Here is a 17,493-nt window from a genome sequence, read left to right as displayed (position 1 = left end):
GTGGCTGTGATGACCGGCAAGTTGAGTGCGCGGGCCCTCGAACTCACCGAGCGGCGCGTGCCGTTCGTCCACGCGCGCGTCGTGCGGGCCCAGGCGCCCGCATCGGCACACCCCGGCGACGAGGCCATCGTGCACGGCGACGGCACCATCGACGGCTTCGTCGGCGGCCAGTGCGCCGAGGGTTCCGTGCGTACGGCCGCGCTCGGCGCCCTGCACGACGGCGGGCCGCTGCTGCTGCGCGTCCTGCCGCAGGGGGACGCCGAGTTCCCCGAGACACCGGGAGCGCGGGTCGTGGTCAACCCCTGCCTGTCGGGAGGTGCGTTGGAGATCTTCCTGGAGCCGGTGCTGCCGCCACCGCTGATCGAGGTCGTCGGAACCACACCCGTCGCGGAGGCCTGCGTCGCCTTCGCCGGCCTGCTCGGCTACGCCACGGCCCGCTCCCTGCCCGAACACCCGCCCACCGACCACACGTCGGCGGTGATCGTGGCCGGGCAGGGCCGCGGCGACGCAGAAGCCCTGCGCGCCGCCCTCGACGCGGGCGTCGGTCACATCGCGCTGGTCGCCAGCCACCGCCGTGCCGCCGCCCTCCTCGACGAACTCGGCCTGAACGAGGCGGAACGGGCCCGCGTCCAGGCGCCGGCCGGGCTGGACATCGGCGCCCGTACGCCGGCCGAGATCGCGCTGTCGATCCTGGCGGACGTGGTACGGGTCGTACATGCGGCAAAGGCCCCCGTGCCCGAGCGCCCTTCCCAGGCCGTGGACCCGGTGTGCGGGATGACCGTGTCCGTGCGCGCCGACACACCCCATCTCGCCACCGGGGAGGGCGAGTTCTGGTTCTGCGGGACGGGCTGCCTAGACCGCTGGTCCGCGGGTGGGCGGGCCACCGGGTGAGCGGACTGTTCGCGGACGCCGACGACGTACGGCGGCGGCTCGACGAGGTCGGCCACCTCGTCGACGACGGCACGGCGACCGCCCTCCTCCTGGCCACGCTGCTCGACCGGCCGCTGCTGCTGGAGGGCGAGCCCGGCGTGGGCAAGACCAGTGCCGCGAAGGCGCTCGCCAAGGCCCTGGACACTCCGCTGATCCGGCTCCAGTGCTACGAGGGGCTGACGGCGGGCGAGGCGCTCTACGAGTGGAACTACCAGCGCCAACTGCTCGCCGTCCGGCTCACCGAGGCGCACGGACGGGAGTTGTCCGACGCCGACCTGTTCACCGAGGACTTCCTGCTCGACCGGCCTCTGTTGCGGGCGGTGCGCCATCAAGGCCCGCTGCCGCCCGTGCTGTTGATCGACGAGATCGACCGGGCCGACGACGAGTTCGAGGCGCTGCTCTTCGAGTTCCTGGGCGAATCCGCCATCAGCATCCCGGAGTTGGGCACCTTCACCGCCGTACGGCCGCCCGTCGTGGTGCTGACCTCCAACCGCAGCCGGGAGCTGCACGACGCGCTGCGCAGGCGCTGCCTCTACCACTGGATCGACTTCCCCACGCCCGAACGCACGGCGGAGATCCTGCGCCGTACGGTACCGGCCGCGAACGAGCCGCTCATCGCGTCCACGACCGAATTCATCGGCCGGGTGCGCGAGTTGGACCTCGACAAGGCGCCCGGCATGGCGGAGGCCATCGACTGGGTCTCCGCCCTGGCGGCACTGCGGGTCGCGCGGCTGGCCCGCGACGACATCGTCCGCACGCTCAGCACGGTCGCCAAGAGCCCCGACGACCGCACCGCCGTCGTCGGCGCCCTCGACGCACTCGGTTATCCCGAAGAAGCGAGGACACCATGAAGATCGACAACGAGTTCAGCGTCGGTGTGCCGGTCGAGCGGGCGTGGCAGGCCCTCACCGACCTGGAGGCCCTCGCCCCGTGCATGCCCGGCGCGGAACTCACCGGCGTCGACGGCGAGATCCACCGGGGAAAGGTCCGGGTCAAAGTCGGGCCCATGGTCAGCCAGTTCGCGGGTACGGCGCGCTTCGTGGAGCGGGACGAGAGCGCCCACCACGCCGTCATCAGCGCGGCCGGCAAGGACATGCGCGGGGGCGGCAACGCGTCCGCGACGGTCGACGCACGCCTGCGCGGCGAGGGCGCGGGCACGGTCGTGACGGTCAGCACGGACCTCAACATCAGCGGCAGGCTGGCCCAGTTCGGCAGCGGCATGATCAAGGAGATCTCGGAGAAGCTGTTCGCACAGTTCGTGGCGAACGTGGAGACGCAGCTGCTGGCGACGGAAGAGGCGGAGAAAGCAGAGGCGGAAGCAGAAGCAGTGCCGGAGACCGAACCTGTGCCGGAGACCGTCCGGGCGGCACCCGTGGCGCAGCCGGCGCCGAGTGAGCCGCTGGACCTGATGCGGGTGGCCGGCGCGTCCGTGTACAAGCGGCTGCTCCCCGCCATCGGTGCGGCCGTCGTCATCGCCGTGGTGATCTATCTGCTGGTCCGATGACACCGAGCGGTCCGCTGCTGCCCGCCGTCGACCGGGCCGCGTTCGCCACCGCCCTGGCTGCCCGGCTCAGGGAGCACGGCGTACCGGTGGGTCTCACCGGCACCCGGGATTTCGTGAACGCGCTCGCGGCCGCCCCGCCGAGGACGCGCACGTCGCTGTACTGGACGGCTCGCGTCACCCTCGTACGCGACCGTCCCGACCTGGCCCGCTTCGACGATGTCTTCGACGCGGTCTTCGGGCAGTCCGTACTCGCTCTCGACCCGAACGCGCGCCGTAATGGGCACAGTACGGGGGCTGGTGGTCAGGACTCTGTGGGCGCCGACTCTCACGGCGGTGAACCCGTCGGCGGTTCCGGTCTGCCGTGGGTGACTTTGCCGCCCGCCGTCGACGGTACCGAACACCGTGCGGAGCGTGCCCCGACGATGCCGGAGCGCCTGCCCAGCGAGCTGGCCGCCGCAGTGGACACGCCGTTCGGTGAACTGGACGCGGAACAGGCCGAGTTGCTCGGCCGCTGGCTCGAAGCACGGCTGCGGGACTGGCCCGTACGCCGCACCCGGCGCCACACCGTGCGTGCGAGCGGTCACCGGGTGGCGATCCGGGAGACAGTGGCCCGGGCCCGGCGGACCGGTTGGGAACCGGTACGGCTGGTCCGGTCCGGGCCGGTGGACCGACCGCGCCGGGTCGTCGTGCTGTGTGACGTGAGCCGGTCGATGCAGGCGCAGGCGATGGCGTATCTGCACCTGATGCGCGCCCTCGCGCTGACGACTCATGCCGAGGTCTTCGCGTTCGCCACGTCCTTGACCCGGCTCACCACGGTGCTCGCGCACCGCTCGCCGCAGGAAGCGTTCGACGAGGCGACGCAACGGGTCACCGACCGGTTCGGCGGCACTCGCATCGCCCACTGCCTGAGCACCCTCCTCACCTCGCACCACGGCGGCACCCTGCGCGGCGCGGTCGTGCTGATCGCCTCGGACGGCTGGGACGGCGATCCACCACTCCGGCTCGCCACCGCCATGGCCCGGCTACGACGACGCGCCCACACGGTGATCTGGCTCAACCCCCGGGCCGCCGCCCCCGGTTTCGCACCGCGCACGTCGACGATGGCCGCGGCTCTGCCGTACGTGGACCTGCTGCTGCCGGCCGACAGCTTCGGCGCGCTGCTGCGGGTGCCGGGCGAGGTCGCTCGGCTCAGCCGCTAGGGCCGGTGGCGATGTCCCTCACCCCGTCACCTGCGTGCGAGCGGAAAGCGCCCGCCGCCCACTCGGGAACCGCTCAACTCCCTTTGTGCGTAGGTACATTGAGGACACTGAGGCAGGGGGCCTTGATATGCGGTATGTGCGCGGCTTACGAGCTGTCGTGTTACTGGGCACGCTGGTGTTGGCCAGTGGCTGCTCGGACGGCGACGACGGAGCGCGTGGATCGTCGGAGACGTCCGCCGCCTCGACCCCGGCCGCGACGTGGACCGAGGCGGAGACCCCGTCGAGCAGTCCGCCCCAGTCGCCGTACAGCGACACCGACACCGTGCTGCTGGCCAAGGACGACTGTTACGGGTCCGCGGCCGATGGCATGGAGGGCCGTGTCGAGGAGATGGCCTGCGACGACCCCGACGCCATCGGCAAGGTCCTCAAGCGCGTCAAGGAGAAGATGACCCGGTCCACCTACATCGACTGCCCCGGCTCCACGGACGCCGTACTGGGCGTCACCGATGCCAGTGGGCCGGAACTCGCGGGCTCACGTAACTACGCCCGGTGGCTGGGCGGCGTGGGTTACGTCTGCGTGCGCAACCTCAAGGCCCCGCACCCCGGTGACCCGGGCGGAGGGGGCATGGAGATCCGCGTCGGTGACTGCCTGTGGACTTCGGGCCCGACCGACCAGTACAAGGAAGTCCCTTGCAAAGGGGAGACGTTGCCCGATCTCAAGATCATCGGCGAGCCGGACCTGTACGGCAACTGCCCACGCAAGGACGACATCAAGCTGGCAGAGGACTCCTACCTGGACATCGCCGGGCTGGACGGTCCGACCTACTGCGCAAGGCACGTCACACAACAGTGAGCGGACATCGACGACGGGGCCTAGCTCCACAACGTCACATGAATCGCCGGCCGAAACCGCCCAGCCGTCACCCCCGCACCACGAAGCATCGCCTGGATAGCCCGCGGCGTGGTGACGAACCGCCGCAACTCCGCGGCAGCGGGCGGCGCTTCGCGGTCGGGCAGGGTGAGCAGGTTCCAGGAGCCGCGGGCGGGGAGTTGGGGGCCCGCGAGTTGACGGAGGTCGCCCTCGGCGAGGTCCTTCGTCACCGCGAAGGCGACGGCCAGGGCCACCCCTTTGCCGCGCTTGGCCTCGTCGACGGAGGCGGCATGGCTCTGGAAGATCCGCTGGTTGTGTTCGGGGATGCCCAGGCGGCGCAGCACCGACGGCACCATGCCCGTCCGCCCGACCGCCGAGGGACCCAACAACCAGGTCTGGCCCCGCAGTTCGGCCGCACCGGCACTCGCCGCGGCCGCGAGCGGATGGTCGGGCCCTACGACCGCGATCACCTGGTAATTGAGGAAGTGCGTGCAGGTCGCGGCGTCGTCGAGGGTGGCGGGGCGGGGCCCTATGGCCACGTCCACGGCGCGGGTCAGCAGCAGGGAGGCGAACTCCTGCGGGCCGTGCACGCTCAGTTCGACGTCGAGGTCGTCGGCGCGCCCCGCGAACAGCTCGATCAGTCCGGGGGCGGCGTGTTCGGCGAACAGGCTCGACGCGGCGACGCGCAGCAGTCGTCGGCCGGAGCCGGCCTGTTTCACTTCGAGGATCGTCCGGTCCTGGAGCCCCAGCATCTCGGCGGCGCGGCTGGCCAGCCGCAGCCCGCCGGGGGTGAACGCGAGCCCGTTGGCCGTGCGGGCGAAGAGCTTGTCGCCGAGTTCCCTGCGCAGATGCGCGATGTGGATGGAGACGGCGGACTCGGTGACGGCGAGATCGGCCGCGGCGGCCTTCACGGAACCAAGGCGTACGGTCGCCGCGAAGGCCCGTAGTTGCGCCGGGGTCAACCAGAACCTCCCGCACTCGCCACGGGTGCCCATTCACCTGTGCCCTGGACCTCAAATTAGCGCACTTGTTCGCCGAGAGCCATGGTGGTGCCGAGAGCCGCCGGAACACAGGAAAAGCACAGGCAGGAAAGTTCAGCGGTCTGCCAAAGCCCGTACACCGCACGGGTGTTGACGTGCACACACCGGCCTGCGAAGGTCTGGACCTGGCGCAGCCAGTAGCGCCCCCCACAGCCAAGAACCTGGAGTTGGCGTGCCTCATTCGACACCCCCCACCACAAACCCCGCAAGAGCGGCGAAGCCCCGTACCCGGCGCCTTCGCCGCTCCGCCGTCGTCACCGTCCTCGGTGCGCTGGCCCTCGTGGTCGGCCAGGCGACGGCCGCCCAGGCCAACGTACTCACGTTGCTCCCGCAGAACGCGGACGGCCAGGAGCAGACCTTCTCCCCGGCCTACGACTACGACGGCGACGGCTGCTACGCCACGGCCGCCATCGGCCTGGACGGCACCATCAACCCCGGGCTGAAGCTCGGCGGCGACGTCAACGGGCACTGCCACGACATGGCCCAGCTGAACAACGCCAACACGTACTCGCGGACCAAGTGCAACAACGACTGGTGCGCGGTGATGTACGCCAGCTACTTCGAGAAGGACCAGGTCACCCTGGGTCCGGCGGCGATCGGGCACACCCACGACTGGGAGCACGTCGTGGTATGGATCAAGGACAACACGGTCCAGTACGTGTCGGTGTCGCAGCACTCCGCGTACCAGGTGTCGGCGGCCTCGGGGGTGCGCTTCGACGGCACGCACCCCAAGATCGTCTACCACAAGGACGGCATCGGCTCGCACGACTTCCGCTTCGCCAACACCAACGACGAGCCTGCGGAGAACGCCACCGGCAACTGGTTCTACCCGCGCCTGGTGGGCTGGAACGGCTACCCCGCAGGCCTCAAGGACAAGCTCCTCGCCGCGGACTTCGGCTCGGCCACGCTGAAGATCAGGGACAGCGACTTCAACTACGCGCTGTCCATCGCGGAGCCGTCCGGCATCTCGTTCGACCCGAACGCGTGATGCCGGCCCGGCCTCGGAACTGGTCCTACGGGCGGGTCTCGTAGCGCGGTTTCGGGGCCGGGTGGATGTTCTGGTTGAGGCGGAAGACGTTGTCCGGGTCGCGGTCGGCCTTGATGCGGGCCAGGCGCTCGTAGTTGCCGCGGTAGCTGGCCCGGACACGTTCCTGTCCCTCGTCCATCATCATGTTCACGTACGCGCCGCCCGCCGAGTACGGGTGCAGGGCCTCCTGGTAGTCGGTGGCCCACCTCTTGATGAGGCCGGCGTTGGCGGGGTCCCGGTCGACGCCGGCGAAGACGGACGCCCAGCGCGCGTCGCGATACGCCCACGGGGTCTCGTCGTTGCCGACGTCGTGCGCGGCGCCGTCGATCGGGTAGAGGTGCATCGTCGACTGCGGGGTGGGCACCTCGGCCCCGAACTTGGCGTGGAGTTCCACCGCGTCATCGGGGATGTCGTTGACGAAGTCGGCGCGCCAGTACCACTGGTCGCCGGGCGGGTAGAGACCGTCGAACATGCCCTGCATGTCGGGGTGTTGCATCGGTCCGGCCGCGTGCAGCAGGGGTGCGGGCAGTGCGTCGAGCAGCGGGGCCATCTCGCGCGCGGCGGCCTCCGTGTCGCCGCCGGTGTAGCACCACACGACGCCCGCCGTCTTGCGCAGCTGGATCTCCTCGGGGAACGGCGGGGCGGGCGGCACACAGCCGTGGAGGAAGAAGGCGTTCAGTTCGCGGGGCGCGTTCGGGAGGAAGTCCCGGTAGGCGGCGAGGACTTCGGCACTGTTCTCGACCGGCCAGAAGGTGGGTCCGGCGACGACCGTGCTCACCTCGTGCAGCCGGAACAGGAACGAGGTGACGACGCCGAAGTTGCCGCCACCGCCCCGCACCGCCCAGAACAGGTCGCTGTTCTCGTCCGAACTCGCCCGTACCCGGCTCCCGTCGGCCAGCACGAGGTCGGCCTCCAGCAGGTTGTCGATGGTCAGCCCGCACTTGCGGGTGAGGTGGCCGAGCCCGCCGCCGGTCGCGATACCGCCGACGCCGGTGGTGGAGATGATGCCGCTGGGTGTGGCGAGTCCGTGCGCGTTGGTGGCCCGGTCCACCTCGCCCCAGACACAGCCGCCACCGACCCGTACCGTCCGGGCCTCGCGGTCCACGTGGATGTCCTTCAGGGGTGACAGGTCGGCGACCACTCCCCCGTCGGCGGTGCCGAGTCCGGCTCCGTGGTGCCCGCCGCCGCGTACCGCGAGGGGCAGTTCGTGGGCGCGGGCGAAGGCGATCACGCGGGCTACGGCGTCCGCGTCTGCACAACGGGCGATGAGGGCGGGCCGTTTGTCGATCATCGCGTTGTAGACGGCGCGGGCCTCCGGATAGCCTGCGTCGTCCGGACCGATCAACTCCCCGGCGAAGTCGGTCAGTTCACGGCGAGCGGCCTGTGCGGGTGCGCTGGACATGCGGTCCCCCGTTTCGTGGTGCACTGGATGACCTGCTTGTTCTATTTCGCCCGGAACCATGCGGTCATCCGTGCGCGTCACCCAGCTCGGCGCCGCCGGGTACCTACGTTTCGCCGTACGGCAGCAGCCCGAGTTCCGTGGCACGGGCCGCGGCTTGCCGCCGGGTGGGTGCGTCGAGCTTCTCCAGTACGGCCCGCACATGGTTGTCGACGGTACGGACCGACACCACGAGCCGGTCGGCGATCTCCGGGTTCGTCAGACCGTCCACCAGCAGGCGTACGACCTGGAGTTGGCGCACGGTGAGTCCGCCCGGGTTGCCCCGGGTCGCCGCGTGCGGTCCGCGTGGGATACGGCGGACGCCGAGGTCACGCAGTTCGGTGCGGATGCGGCGGGCGAGGGGTTCGGCGCCGAGCGCGTCGAGTTCGGCGAGCGCGGCGAGTTTGTCGGCCGGGGCGGGGCTCTCGGCGAGCGCGGCGGCGTGTTCGTAGGGGCAGCCTGCTTCTTGCCACAGATCCGCGGCCCGCTTCCACTCCCCGGCGGCCTGGAGCGCGTACGGGTGGTCGCTGTCGTGGACGGCCACCGGATGCCCGACCTTGCTGAGCCAGTAGCCGAGTTCGGCCCGGTACGGCCCGTGGTCGAGGTGCGCCGCCTGCGCGTGGACGGGCTCCGCCGCCTCGGTCACTGCCGCGTGGTCGCCCCGCAGCCAGGCCGCCTCCGCCCGTGCCGCCGCCACCGGGCCCATGCGCTGCAACTCCCCGGCCCGTACGGCGATCTCCTGAGCCTGGGTGAGGAGTTCGCCGGCGCCCGGCCTGCCGCAGCGGACGCGCACGCGGGCCAGGACGGTCAGCGCGGGGCAGCGGGCCGGTACGAAGTCGTGCATCCCGTACTCGGCGTGCCGCTCGGCCTCCTCCCAGTCGGCGGCGGCGAGCCGGCGCATGGCCTGCTCGACGTGGAGGTAGTTGAAGAACCCCAAGTGCTCGGCCCTGTCGGCGAGTTCCATGGCCGGGGGCAGATAGCGGTCGGCCTCGGCGTAGCGGAGGTTGTCGAGGAGGGACCAGATGATGTTGGCGTAGGACCGGCAGGCGTGTTCGACCTCGCCCGCGGCCAGCGCCACCGCGAGACTCTCCTCGACCTGCCGTCGCCCGTCCGGGTCCCCGCTGCGCCAGCGGGCGGTGCCCACGTTGTTGAGGGCGTGGGCGAGGATCGCCGGGTCGTCCGCGCGGCGGGCCAGGGCGATGGCGCGTTCGCCGTGCGCGATGGCCTCGGCGTACCGGTCGGACAGCATCCGCAGCTGGGCGGTGTTGCTGAGCGCGAGGGCCAACAGCCGGTCGTCACCGGCGTGTTCGAGGACGGCGATGGCTTCCCGGGCCGCTTCCTGGGCCTCCTCCGCGTGGCCCGCCCACCAGTGGATGCGGGACAGCCAGCGCAGATCGGCGCCGAGCGTGAGGGTGTCGCCGAGGGAGCGGCGCAGGGCAACGGCGTCGCGCTGGGCGGCGACGGCCTCGACGGAGTCGGCGACGGTGTAGCACTCCACCGCGTAGCGTTCGAGCAGGTCGGCGAGTTCGGCGGGGGTGTAGCGGTGCCGTTGCCGCAGCACGAGCCGTAGATGGGCGGCGGCCTCGCGGTGGGCGCCCGCCTCGGTGGCGTCCCGGGCCGCGCGGGGGCCGTAGCGGGCGATGGCGTCCTGGTCCCCGGCCTGTGCGGCGTGGTGGACCACGCGGGCCGGGTCGGAGCCCGGCCGGAGCATGAGGGCGGTGAGCACATTGCGGTTGAGGTCGATCCGCCGGGCCGCGGGCAGGGAGTCGGCGACGGCGCGGCGGATCAACTCGTGCCGGAACGCGACCCGTTCGGGGGTCACCACGAGAAGCCCGCGCTGTTCGGCAGCGGCCAGCACGGCGACGCCGCCCGTCAACAGCGCGTCGACGAGGGGCCGTTCGACGGCCGAGGGCACGACGGCGAGTTGCTCCAGCGCGTCGACGGTCCGGCCGTCGAGTCCGCGCAGCCGGGCGAGCACCGCGTCGACGACCGTCGGGGGCACTCCCCCGGTGCCGCCGGCCGCCAGGACCTCGGTGACGAAGAAGGGGTTGCCCGATGTCACCTCGTAGACCTGCGCCGGGTCGAGGCGGCTGGCCGAACTGAGCGTGTGCACCGCCGACTTGGAGAGGCGGGCCAGCGGCAGCCGGTGCACGCGGTCCGTGCGGGACACCTGCCCGAGGAGGTGGCGCAGCGGGTGCTCGCGGCTCAACTCGTCGTCGCGGTAGGTGAGGACGAGTACGGCGGGCAGCCGATCCATCCGCCGGACCAGGAAGCGCAGGGCGTCCAGCGAGGCCTCGTCGGCCCAGTGGACGTCCTCGACGACGAGCACCGCCGGATGCGGTACACCGGCCAACTCCCCTTGCAGGGCTTCGTACACGCGGTGGCGGTCGCCGCCCTCCAGGACGGCCCGGGCGAGTTCGGTGCCGACGCTGCCCACGAGGTCGCGGAACGGGCCGAGGGGGCGGCGGGTGGCGAGGTCGTCGCACTGACCCAGGAGGACGCGTGCGCTGTGCGGCAACCGGTCCGGCATGGCCTTCACCAGGCTCGACTTGCCGATACCGGCCTCGCCGAAGACGAGCACCACGGAGCCGGCCCCGTCCGCCGCCTCACGTGCGGCCGAAGCCAGTCGCGCCAGTTCGGGCTCACGCTCGAGGATCCCCCGATCCACGTGGCTGATTGTGCCACTCGCCGCGAACTCCCGTACGGGTGTCACACTTCGGCCTCCGCCGACTCCCGTACCGGTGTCACACTTCGGCCTCCGCCGCCCTCTTGAGTGCAGACACTCACGGGAGGCGTTCATGACCAGGACCGAACCGGCCGGGACGACCGCACAGCACCTGATCGAGCTCTCGGCCGGGCCCGTCGCGTACGAGGACACCGGCGGCGATGGTCCCGTCCTGGTGCTGCTGCACGGGCTGTTGATGGACGCGTCGTTGTGGACCGGTCCAATCACCGAACTGTCCCCCGCTCACCGGTGCGTGGCCCCGACCCTCCCGCTCGGCGCCCACCGCCACCCGATGCACGCGGACGCCGATCTGTCGCTGCCCGGGGTGGCCCGGCTCGTCACGGAACTCCTCGACCGGCTGGATCTGCGGGACGTCACGCTCGTCGGGAACGACACCGGCGGGGCGCTGGTGCAGCTGCTGATGGCGGAGGGGACCGCGCGCGTGGGGCGGGTGGTCCTCGTCTCCTGCGAGGCGTTCGACAACTTCCCGCCGGGTCTGACGGGCCGGACGCTCGTGCTCGCGGGGCGCCTCTCACCCTGGTTGTTCGGGCTGTTCATGCAGCAGATGCGGCTGCGGATGCTGCGCCGCCTTCCGCTCGCCTTCGGGTGGCTGACGAAGCGCGGGGACGCGGTCACCGCGCGGTGGACGGAGCCGGTACGGCGGCACCCGGAGATCCGCCGTGACGCCGTACGCGTGCTGCGCGCCGCGTCGGCGGGCGGGCGCCGTCTGCTGGAGCAAACCGCCCTGCGGCTGCGGGAGTTCGACCGCCCCGCCCTCGTGGTCTGGGCGAGCGAGGACCGCGTGATGCCGCCCGCCCATGGCCGTCGCCTCGCCGAGCTCCTGCCTCAGGGACAGCTGGTCGAGCTGGACGACGGCTACACGCTGCTCCCCCTCGACCGACCGGCCGAACTCGCGCGGCTCATCAGGGAGTTCGCACGCCCTGCGGCGCCTTCCGCACCGACATGATGTGGTGCCGACGGCGCGGCTTGGGGGCGTCGAGCATGCTGACGCCGATGTAGCCGCGGCTGCGGAGGAAGAGCGTGGGACCGGCCACGAAGGTGACGAAGATGGCGATCACGCTGACGGAGAACAGGACCGGGAGCGACTGCCCCTCGGGGAGGGTCTTCCCGCCTTCGTGAAGGGCGTAGGCAAAGGCCGCGAAGAAGGCGACCAGGCACAGCACCGCGAGGACGAGGAGGACGCTCGCGATCGTCCGGGTGGAGGAGTGGTTGCGCACCTCGGCCAGCAGAGACGCCGAGCACACGGGGCAGGTCAACTCCACCGTGTGCTTGCCCGATGCGGGCCGCTTGACGACGAAGTGGGAGTCCTTCCAGGTGACCGTGCGCGTTCTCGGTCTGAGGAATCCCCCGGAGAGCTTGTCACTGAGTATGTGCCGGACTGCGACCTGCACGGTCCCCGCTGTGTTCATGGTTCCTCCGACACGCGCCCGTCGATCATCACGAAGTCTGCAAAGTGTGACCTGTGAGAACCGGCCACTCAATGGTCCTGATGATTTCTTTTCCTGCGCCTACAACTTCTCAACTCACCTCCGCCCCGCAGGACTTCTCCGGTCGCACCTCTTGACGGCTTTGGTGCAGACCTTTAGGTTCACCAGCCAACAGACCTCCCATGAATGCATTCCACGCTCACATATGTGAACACTCGTGTTCACCTCTCACCGCCCTTACGCCGGCGGCGTCCACCCCCCACCCAGGACGAAAGGCCCCCTCGTCATGCAACGCCTCGCCCTGCGCTGCGCCCTCGCCCTCTCCCTCGGCCTCACCGCCGTCGGCACCCTCGCAGCCCCCTCCGCCTCGGCCGCGACCGGCACCATCACCGGCCTCGGCGGCAAGTGTCTCGACGTCGCCGGCGCGAGTTCCGCCGACGGCACGGCCGTACAGATCTACGACTGCAACGGAACGGCCGCCCAGCAGTGGACGGTCGGCTCCGACGGAACCATCAGAGCCCTCGGCAAGTGCCTCGACATCACCGGCAATTCGACGGCCAACGGCGCCCAGCTCCAGCTGTGGACGTGCGGCGGCAGCGCCAACCAGCAGTGGACCGTCAGCGCCGCGCGCGACATCGTGAACCCGGCCGCCAACAAGTGCCTTGACGTCACCGGCAGTTCCACGGCCAACGGCGCCCGCGCCCAGATCTGGACCTGTTCCGGCGCCGCCAACCAGAAGTGGACCGCACCGGCCGCCGGCGGCACGACCCCGCCCACGACCGCCCCGATGGCCGTGGCCCCGTACCTCTACAACGGCTGGGGGAACCCGCCCAGCCCCACGACTGTCATGAACGCGACCGGCGTGAAGTGGTTCACGCTGGCGTTCGTCCTGAGCAACGGCTACTGCAACCCGCAGTGGGACGGCGGCCGGGCGCTGACCGGCGGCGTCGACCAGTCGACCATCAACACCGTGCGGTCCAACGGCGGTGACGTCGTCCCGTCCTTCGGCGGCTACAGCGGCAACAAGCTGGAGAGCTCCTGCTCCAGCGCGAGCGAACTGGCGGCGGCGTACCAGAAGGTCATCAACGCCTACTCGCTCAAGGCCATCGACATCGACATCGAGGCCGACGCGTACAGCAACGGGACCGTGCAGCAGCGGACCGTGGACGCGCTGAAGACCGTGAAGGCCAACAATCCGGGCATCAAGGTGTACGTCACCATCGGCACCGGGCAGAGCGGTCCCGACACGAGCCTGATCAACCGGGCCGCGTCCTCCGGGCTGACCGTGGACGCCTGGACGATCATGCCGTTCGACTTCGGCGGCGCGGGACAAAACATGGGCACGCTCACCCAGCGGGCGGCCGAGGGTCTCAAGACCGCGCTGAAGAACGCGTACGGCTACAGCGACGACGCGGCCTACCGGGACATGGGCATCTCGTCCATGAACGGCATCACGGACAACAGCGAGACCGTCACCACCGCCGACTTCCAGACCATCCTCGGCTACGCGCAGGCCCACCACCTCGCGCGGCTGACGTTCTGGTCGGCCAACCGTGACCGTCCCTGCCCGGGCGCCTACCCGAACGACGACACGTGCTCGGGCGTGAGCCAGAGCAACTGGCAGTTCACCAGCATCTTCGCCCAGTACACCGGCTGACGGCCGCCCCCTCCGACCTTTTCTCCCCAACCCCCCATCACCACAGGAGAATCCGTGCTCAGACGGAAGAGACTGACCGGCCGCCACGCCATACCGAGAGCGCTCACGGCGGTCGCGCTCGTGGCGACCACCGTGACCGGAATCGAGTTCGCCACGCAGGCCTCGGCGAGCGCGGCGAGCACGGCCGCCGCCGCGATCCCGACCGGGTACACCACCGTGGTCAACAAGGGCAGCGGCAAGTGTGTCGACGCCCGCTCGGCCGCGAGTGCCGACGGCACCGCCGTCCAGCAGTACACGTGCAACGGAAGCACCGCGCAGAACTGGCAGTTGGTCGCCACCGACGGCGGCTACTACCGCGTGAACAGCAACCTGAACGCCGCCGAGGCATGGGACGTCACCGGCGTCTCGACCGCCGACTCCGCGCTCATCCAGACGTGGACGTACTCCGGCGGCAACAACCAGCAGTGGCTGCCGGTCGCGGAGGCCGACGGCGCCTACCACTTCGTCAACCGCAACAGCGGAAAGTGCCTGGACGTCCCGAGCGCCTCCACCGCCGACAGCGTGCAGCTCGCGCAGTACACCTGCAACGGCACGGCCGCGCAGTCCTTCACGCTCGGCGGCGGCTCCACGAACCCGCCGGGTACCCCGGACTTCGGCCCGAACGTGACGGTGTTCGACCCGTCGATGTCGGCGTCCAGCATCCAGTCCAAGCTCGACTCGGTCTTCACCCAGCAGCAGACCAACCAGTTCGGCCCGGCCCGCCAGGCCCTGCTGTTCAAGCCGGGCACGTACAGCGCCAATGCCAACGTCGGCTTCTACACACAGGTCGCCGGCCTCGGCTTCTCGCCGGACGACGTGACCATCAACGGTTCCGTGCACGCGGAGGCCGACTGGTTCCAGGGCAACGCGACACAGAACTTCTGGCGCGACGCCGAGAACCTGTCGGTCAACCCCACTGGCGGCACCGACCGTTGGGCCGTCTCGCAGGCCGCCCCGTACCGGCGCATGCACGTGCGCGGCAACCTGGCGCTGGACGACGGTGGTTGGTCCAGCGGCGGCTTCATCTCCGACACCAAGGTCGACGGCCAGATCCAGTCCGGCTCGCAGCAGCAGTTCCTCACCCGGAACTCCACGATGGGCAGTTGGTCCGGCTCCAACTGGAACATGGTCTTCGTCGGCGACCAGGGCGCACCCGCCCAGTCCTTCCCGACGTACACCAATGTCGCCAGCTCGCCCACGATCCGCGAGAAGCCCTTCCTGTACGTCGACAGCGCGGGCGCCTACCAGGTGTTCGTGCCCGGGTTGCAGTCCAACGCCGTCGGCACGACGTGGAGCGGGAAGACCCCGGCGGGCAAGTCCCTGCCGATCGACCAGTTCTACATCGTCAAGCCCGGCGCCACCGCGGCCGACATGAACACCGCCCTCGCGGCCGGCAAGAACCTGCTGGTCACCCCGGGCGTCTACCACCTCAACCAGACGCTCAACATCACGCGCCCCGACACGGTCGTGCTGGGCATGGGCCTGGCGACCTTGGTGCCGGACGGCGGGATCACCGCGATCTCGACAGCCGACGTGGACGGCATCGAGCTGGCGGGCCTGCTGATCGACGCGGGCACCACCAACTCCGCGACGCTGGTGCAGATCGGCCCGTCCGGTTCGTCCGCGACCCACGCCGCCGACCCGACGCAGTTGTCCGATGTCTTCGTCCGCATCGGCGGCGCCACCGTCGGCAAGGCGACCAACTCCGTTGTCATCAACAGCGCCAACACGATCATCGACCACACCTGGATCTGGCGGGCCGACCACGGCAACTCCGGCACGGTCGGCTGGACCACCAACACGGCCGACACCGGACTGATCGTCAACGCCGCCAACGTGACGGCTTACGGCCTGTTCGTCGAGCACTTCCAGAAGACCCAGGTCGTCTGGAACGGCAACGGCGGCAGAACGTACTTCTTCCAGAACGAGATGCCCTACGACCCGCCGAACCAGGCCTCTTGGATGAACGGCACCGGCAAGGGCTATCCCGCCTACAAGGTCGCCGCAGGCGTAACCACCCACGAAGCATGGGGACTTGGCAGCTACTGCTACTTCAGCTCCAACTCCAGCGTGGTCGCCGATCGCGCCTTCGAGGTACCGAGCGTGTCCGGGGTCAAGTTCCACGACATGGTGACCGTCTCGCTCGGCGGGGTCGGCACGATCAGCCACATCATCAACAGCACCGGCGGACCGTCCAACTCCAGCACCAACGTCGCCTACTTGACCAACTACCCGTAGACCGCACGGAAAGGATCGATCAGAAGATGAACACTGTCAGATCCGGTTCCACCCGCGCGCTCCTGCGGGTCCTGCTCCTGCTGGCGACGCTGCTGGGCCTCGCGGCCGTACCGCCCGCCGCCCAGGCGAGCACGGCGGCGACGCCATTCAAGATCCTCGCGCTCTACAGCGGGACCTACGACGCGGCGCACATCGACTTCGACAAGGAGGCCAACGTCTGGTTCCCGCAGCAGGCCGCGGCGAACGGCTACACCTACACGGCCAGCACCAACTGGGACCTGCTCGCCAACGGCGGGGTCAACGCCTACCAAGTCGTCCTGTTCCTCGACGACTTGCCGCAGACGTCCGCCCAACGCACCGGTTTCGAGGCGTACATGAGGGGCGGCGGCGGCTTCATGGGCTTCCACGTCTCCGCCTTCACGACCAACGCGGCGAGCTGGTCCTGGTACCACAACACGTTTCTCGGCTCGGGGAACTTCGTGTCCAACACCTGGGGTCCGACAGCGGTGACCCTGAAGGTGGAGGACCACTCGATCCCGCCCACCGCCGCCCTGCCGGCCACGTTCACCTCGTCGGTCAGCGAGTGGTACAGCTGGTCCAACGATCTGCGGCAGAACCCCGACATCAAGATCCTCGCGTCGATCGACCCGAGCAGCTTCCCGGTCGGCACCGATCCCAACCAGTCCTGGTACAGCGGGTATTACCCGATCCTGTGGACCAACACGAAGTACAAGATGCTGTACGCGAACTTCGGCCACAACGCGATGAACTACACGACCAACACGCGGCTGTCGTCGACGTTCGCGAGCGCCACCCAGAACCAGTTCCTGCTGAACGGGCTCAAGTGGCTCGGCGGGGGCGACACTTCGACGCCGCCGACGGACACCCCGATCTCGGAGACGTCCTGGTACTCCGTGCAGAACGGCGGCAACGGCACCTGCGTCGACGCCCGTTCGGCGGCCACGGCCAACGGGACGGCGATCCAGCAGTACGCCTGCAACGGCACGACGGCGCAGCAGTACCAGTTCCGCTCCACCGACAGCGGGTACATGCAGATCACCGCGCGCGGCAACCCGGCGCAGGCCATCGACGTGGTCGACCGTTCGACGGCGGACAACGCGCCGTTGCAGCTGTGGGCCTACTCCGGCGGCACGAACCAGCAGTGGCAGCCCGTGAAGGAGACCAGCGGGCGCTACCACTTCATCGCCCGCCACAGCGGCAAGTGCCTGACCGCCGCCACGGCGGCGACGAACAGTGTCCAGCTCACCCAACGGACCTGCGACGGCTCGACCGCGCAGGCCTTCCAACTCGCCGTGCAGTCCTGAGCCTGTACGGCGACCAGGGGCGCCTCCGTCGTATCGCGGGTCGATACGACGG

General features: G+C 70.1%; 14 protein-coding genes. 10 read left to right on the top strand and 4 right to left on the bottom strand.

The genetic code is table 11. The features are described 5' to 3' along the window. The first annotated feature begins 9 nt into the window (after positions 1-9). From ACNFOC_RS05275 to ACNFOC_RS05255, 5 genes are all read left to right on the top strand, one after another. Entirely contained in the window at positions 10-891 is an 882-nt protein-coding gene (locus ACNFOC_RS05275) for an XdhC family protein (RefSeq protein ID WP_416957059.1), read from the top strand. After that, the gene (locus ACNFOC_RS05270) at positions 888-1,781 is read left to right on the top strand and encodes an AAA family ATPase (protein WP_416957057.1); all 894 of its coding nucleotides are present in this window, start codon (positions 888-890) and stop codon (positions 1,779-1,781) included. Before ACNFOC_RS05275 ends, ACNFOC_RS05270 begins: the two co-directional genes overlap by 4 nt. Beyond that, entirely contained in the window at positions 1,778-2,434 is a 657-nt protein-coding gene (locus ACNFOC_RS05265) for an SRPBCC family protein (protein ID WP_416957055.1), read from the top strand. Before ACNFOC_RS05270 ends, ACNFOC_RS05265 begins: the two co-directional genes overlap by 4 nt. Continuing rightward, positions 2,431-3,633 (top strand): vWA domain-containing protein, encoded by a 1,203-nt coding sequence (locus ACNFOC_RS05260; RefSeq protein WP_416957053.1) that lies wholly within the window; start codon positions 2,431-2,433, stop codon positions 3,631-3,633. Before ACNFOC_RS05265 ends, ACNFOC_RS05260 begins: the two co-directional genes overlap by 4 nt. Before the next feature lie 157 nt (positions 3,634-3,790). Further along, entirely contained in the window at positions 3,791-4,486 is a 696-nt protein-coding gene (locus ACNFOC_RS05255; protein ID WP_416957051.1) for a hypothetical protein, read from the top strand. A 20-nt stretch (positions 4,487-4,506) separates the two neighbouring features. On the opposite strand, the gene ACNFOC_RS05250 is transcribed toward ACNFOC_RS05255, so the two are convergent. Further along, positions 4,507-5,466, bottom strand: coding sequence for a LysR family transcriptional regulator (locus ACNFOC_RS05250; protein WP_416957049.1), 960 nt, complete (start codon positions 5,464-5,466; stop codon positions 4,507-4,509). Between the two features lie 358 nt (positions 5,467-5,824). On the opposite strand from ACNFOC_RS05250, the gene ACNFOC_RS05245 reads away from it, so the two are divergent. Beyond that, positions 5,825-6,532 (top strand): NPP1 family protein, encoded by a 708-nt coding sequence (locus tag ACNFOC_RS05245; protein WP_327406960.1) that lies wholly within the window; start codon positions 5,825-5,827, stop codon positions 6,530-6,532. A 25-nt stretch (positions 6,533-6,557) separates the two neighbouring features. On the opposite strand, the gene ACNFOC_RS05240 is transcribed toward ACNFOC_RS05245, so the two are convergent. Next, positions 6,558-7,973, bottom strand: coding sequence for an FAD-binding oxidoreductase (locus ACNFOC_RS05240; protein WP_416957047.1), 1,416 nt, complete (start codon positions 7,971-7,973; stop codon positions 6,558-6,560). A 103-nt stretch (positions 7,974-8,076) separates the two neighbouring features. Then, positions 8,077-10,677 carry a helix-turn-helix transcriptional regulator gene (locus ACNFOC_RS05235; RefSeq protein WP_416957045.1) on the bottom strand — a complete coding sequence of 867 codons (2,601 nt, stop codon included), beginning with the start codon at positions 10,675-10,677 and terminating at the stop codon, positions 8,077-8,079. A gap of 130 nt (positions 10,678-10,807) precedes the next feature. Here ACNFOC_RS05235 and ACNFOC_RS05230 point away from each other — a divergent pair, with 130 nt between their 5' ends. Continuing rightward, positions 10,808-11,701 (top strand): alpha/beta fold hydrolase, encoded by an 894-nt coding sequence (locus tag ACNFOC_RS05230; protein ID WP_416957043.1) that lies wholly within the window; start codon positions 10,808-10,810, stop codon positions 11,699-11,701. Here the strand turns inward: ACNFOC_RS05230 and ACNFOC_RS05225 are convergent. Further along, positions 11,658-12,164 (bottom strand): hypothetical protein, encoded by a 507-nt coding sequence (locus ACNFOC_RS05225; RefSeq protein ID WP_416957041.1) that lies wholly within the window; start codon positions 12,162-12,164, stop codon positions 11,658-11,660. The two genes, ACNFOC_RS05230 and ACNFOC_RS05225, sit on opposite strands and share 44 nt — an antisense overlap. A gap of 304 nt (positions 12,165-12,468) precedes the next feature. Here ACNFOC_RS05225 and ACNFOC_RS05220 point away from each other — a divergent pair, with 304 nt between their 5' ends. The 3 genes from ACNFOC_RS05220 to ACNFOC_RS05210 are packed head-to-tail and all read left to right on the top strand — an operon-like array spanning position 12,469 to position 17,441. Continuing rightward, entirely contained in the window at positions 12,469-13,839 is a 1,371-nt protein-coding gene (locus tag ACNFOC_RS05220; RefSeq protein WP_416957040.1) for a ricin-type beta-trefoil lectin domain protein, read from the top strand. Between the two features lie 54 nt (positions 13,840-13,893). Continuing rightward, positions 13,894-16,116 carry a pectate lyase-like domain-containing protein gene (locus ACNFOC_RS05215; RefSeq protein ID WP_416957038.1) on the top strand — a complete coding sequence of 741 codons (2,223 nt, stop codon included), beginning with the start codon at positions 13,894-13,896 and terminating at the stop codon, positions 16,114-16,116. 26 nt (positions 16,117-16,142) lie between these two features. Further along, a complete protein-coding gene (locus tag ACNFOC_RS05210; RefSeq protein WP_416957036.1) occupies positions 16,143-17,441 on the top strand; it encodes a ThuA domain-containing protein in 1,299 nt (432 codons plus the stop codon). The last annotated feature ends 52 nt before the right edge of the window (positions 17,442-17,493 follow it).

It is taken from the genome of Streptomyces colwelliae (assembly GCF_048158785.1).
Lineage (GTDB): Bacteria > Actinomycetota > Actinomycetes > Streptomycetales > Streptomycetaceae > Streptomyces.
Note: the sequence above shows the minus strand (reverse complement) of the source record. Positions and strands in the feature narration are given on the sequence as shown.

What these genes read in the sequence shown, in the direction of transcription:
- ACNFOC_RS05240 (WP_416957047.1), bottom strand. Translation starts at nt 7,973, where the DNA reads ATGTCCAGCGCACCCGCACAGGCCGCTCGCCGTGAACTGACCGACTTC.
- ACNFOC_RS05260 (WP_416957053.1), top strand. Translation starts at nt 2,431, where the DNA reads ATGACACCGAGCGGTCCGCTGCTGCCCGCCGTCGACCGGGCCGCGTTC.
- ACNFOC_RS05275 (WP_416957059.1), top strand. Translation starts at nt 10, where the DNA reads ATGACCGGCAAGTTGAGTGCGCGGGCCCTCGAACTCACCGAGCGGCGC.
- ACNFOC_RS05265 (WP_416957055.1), top strand. Translation starts at nt 1,778, where the DNA reads ATGAAGATCGACAACGAGTTCAGCGTCGGTGTGCCGGTCGAGCGGGCG.
- ACNFOC_RS05210 (WP_416957036.1), top strand. Translation starts at nt 16,143, where the DNA reads ATGAACACTGTCAGATCCGGTTCCACCCGCGCGCTCCTGCGGGTCCTG.
- ACNFOC_RS05230 (WP_416957043.1), top strand. Translation starts at nt 10,808, where the DNA reads ATGACCAGGACCGAACCGGCCGGGACGACCGCACAGCACCTGATCGAG.
- ACNFOC_RS05225 (WP_416957041.1), bottom strand. Translation starts at nt 12,164, where the DNA reads ATGAACACAGCGGGGACCGTGCAGGTCGCAGTCCGGCACATACTCAGT.
- ACNFOC_RS05220 (WP_416957040.1), top strand. Translation starts at nt 12,469, where the DNA reads ATGCAACGCCTCGCCCTGCGCTGCGCCCTCGCCCTCTCCCTCGGCCTC.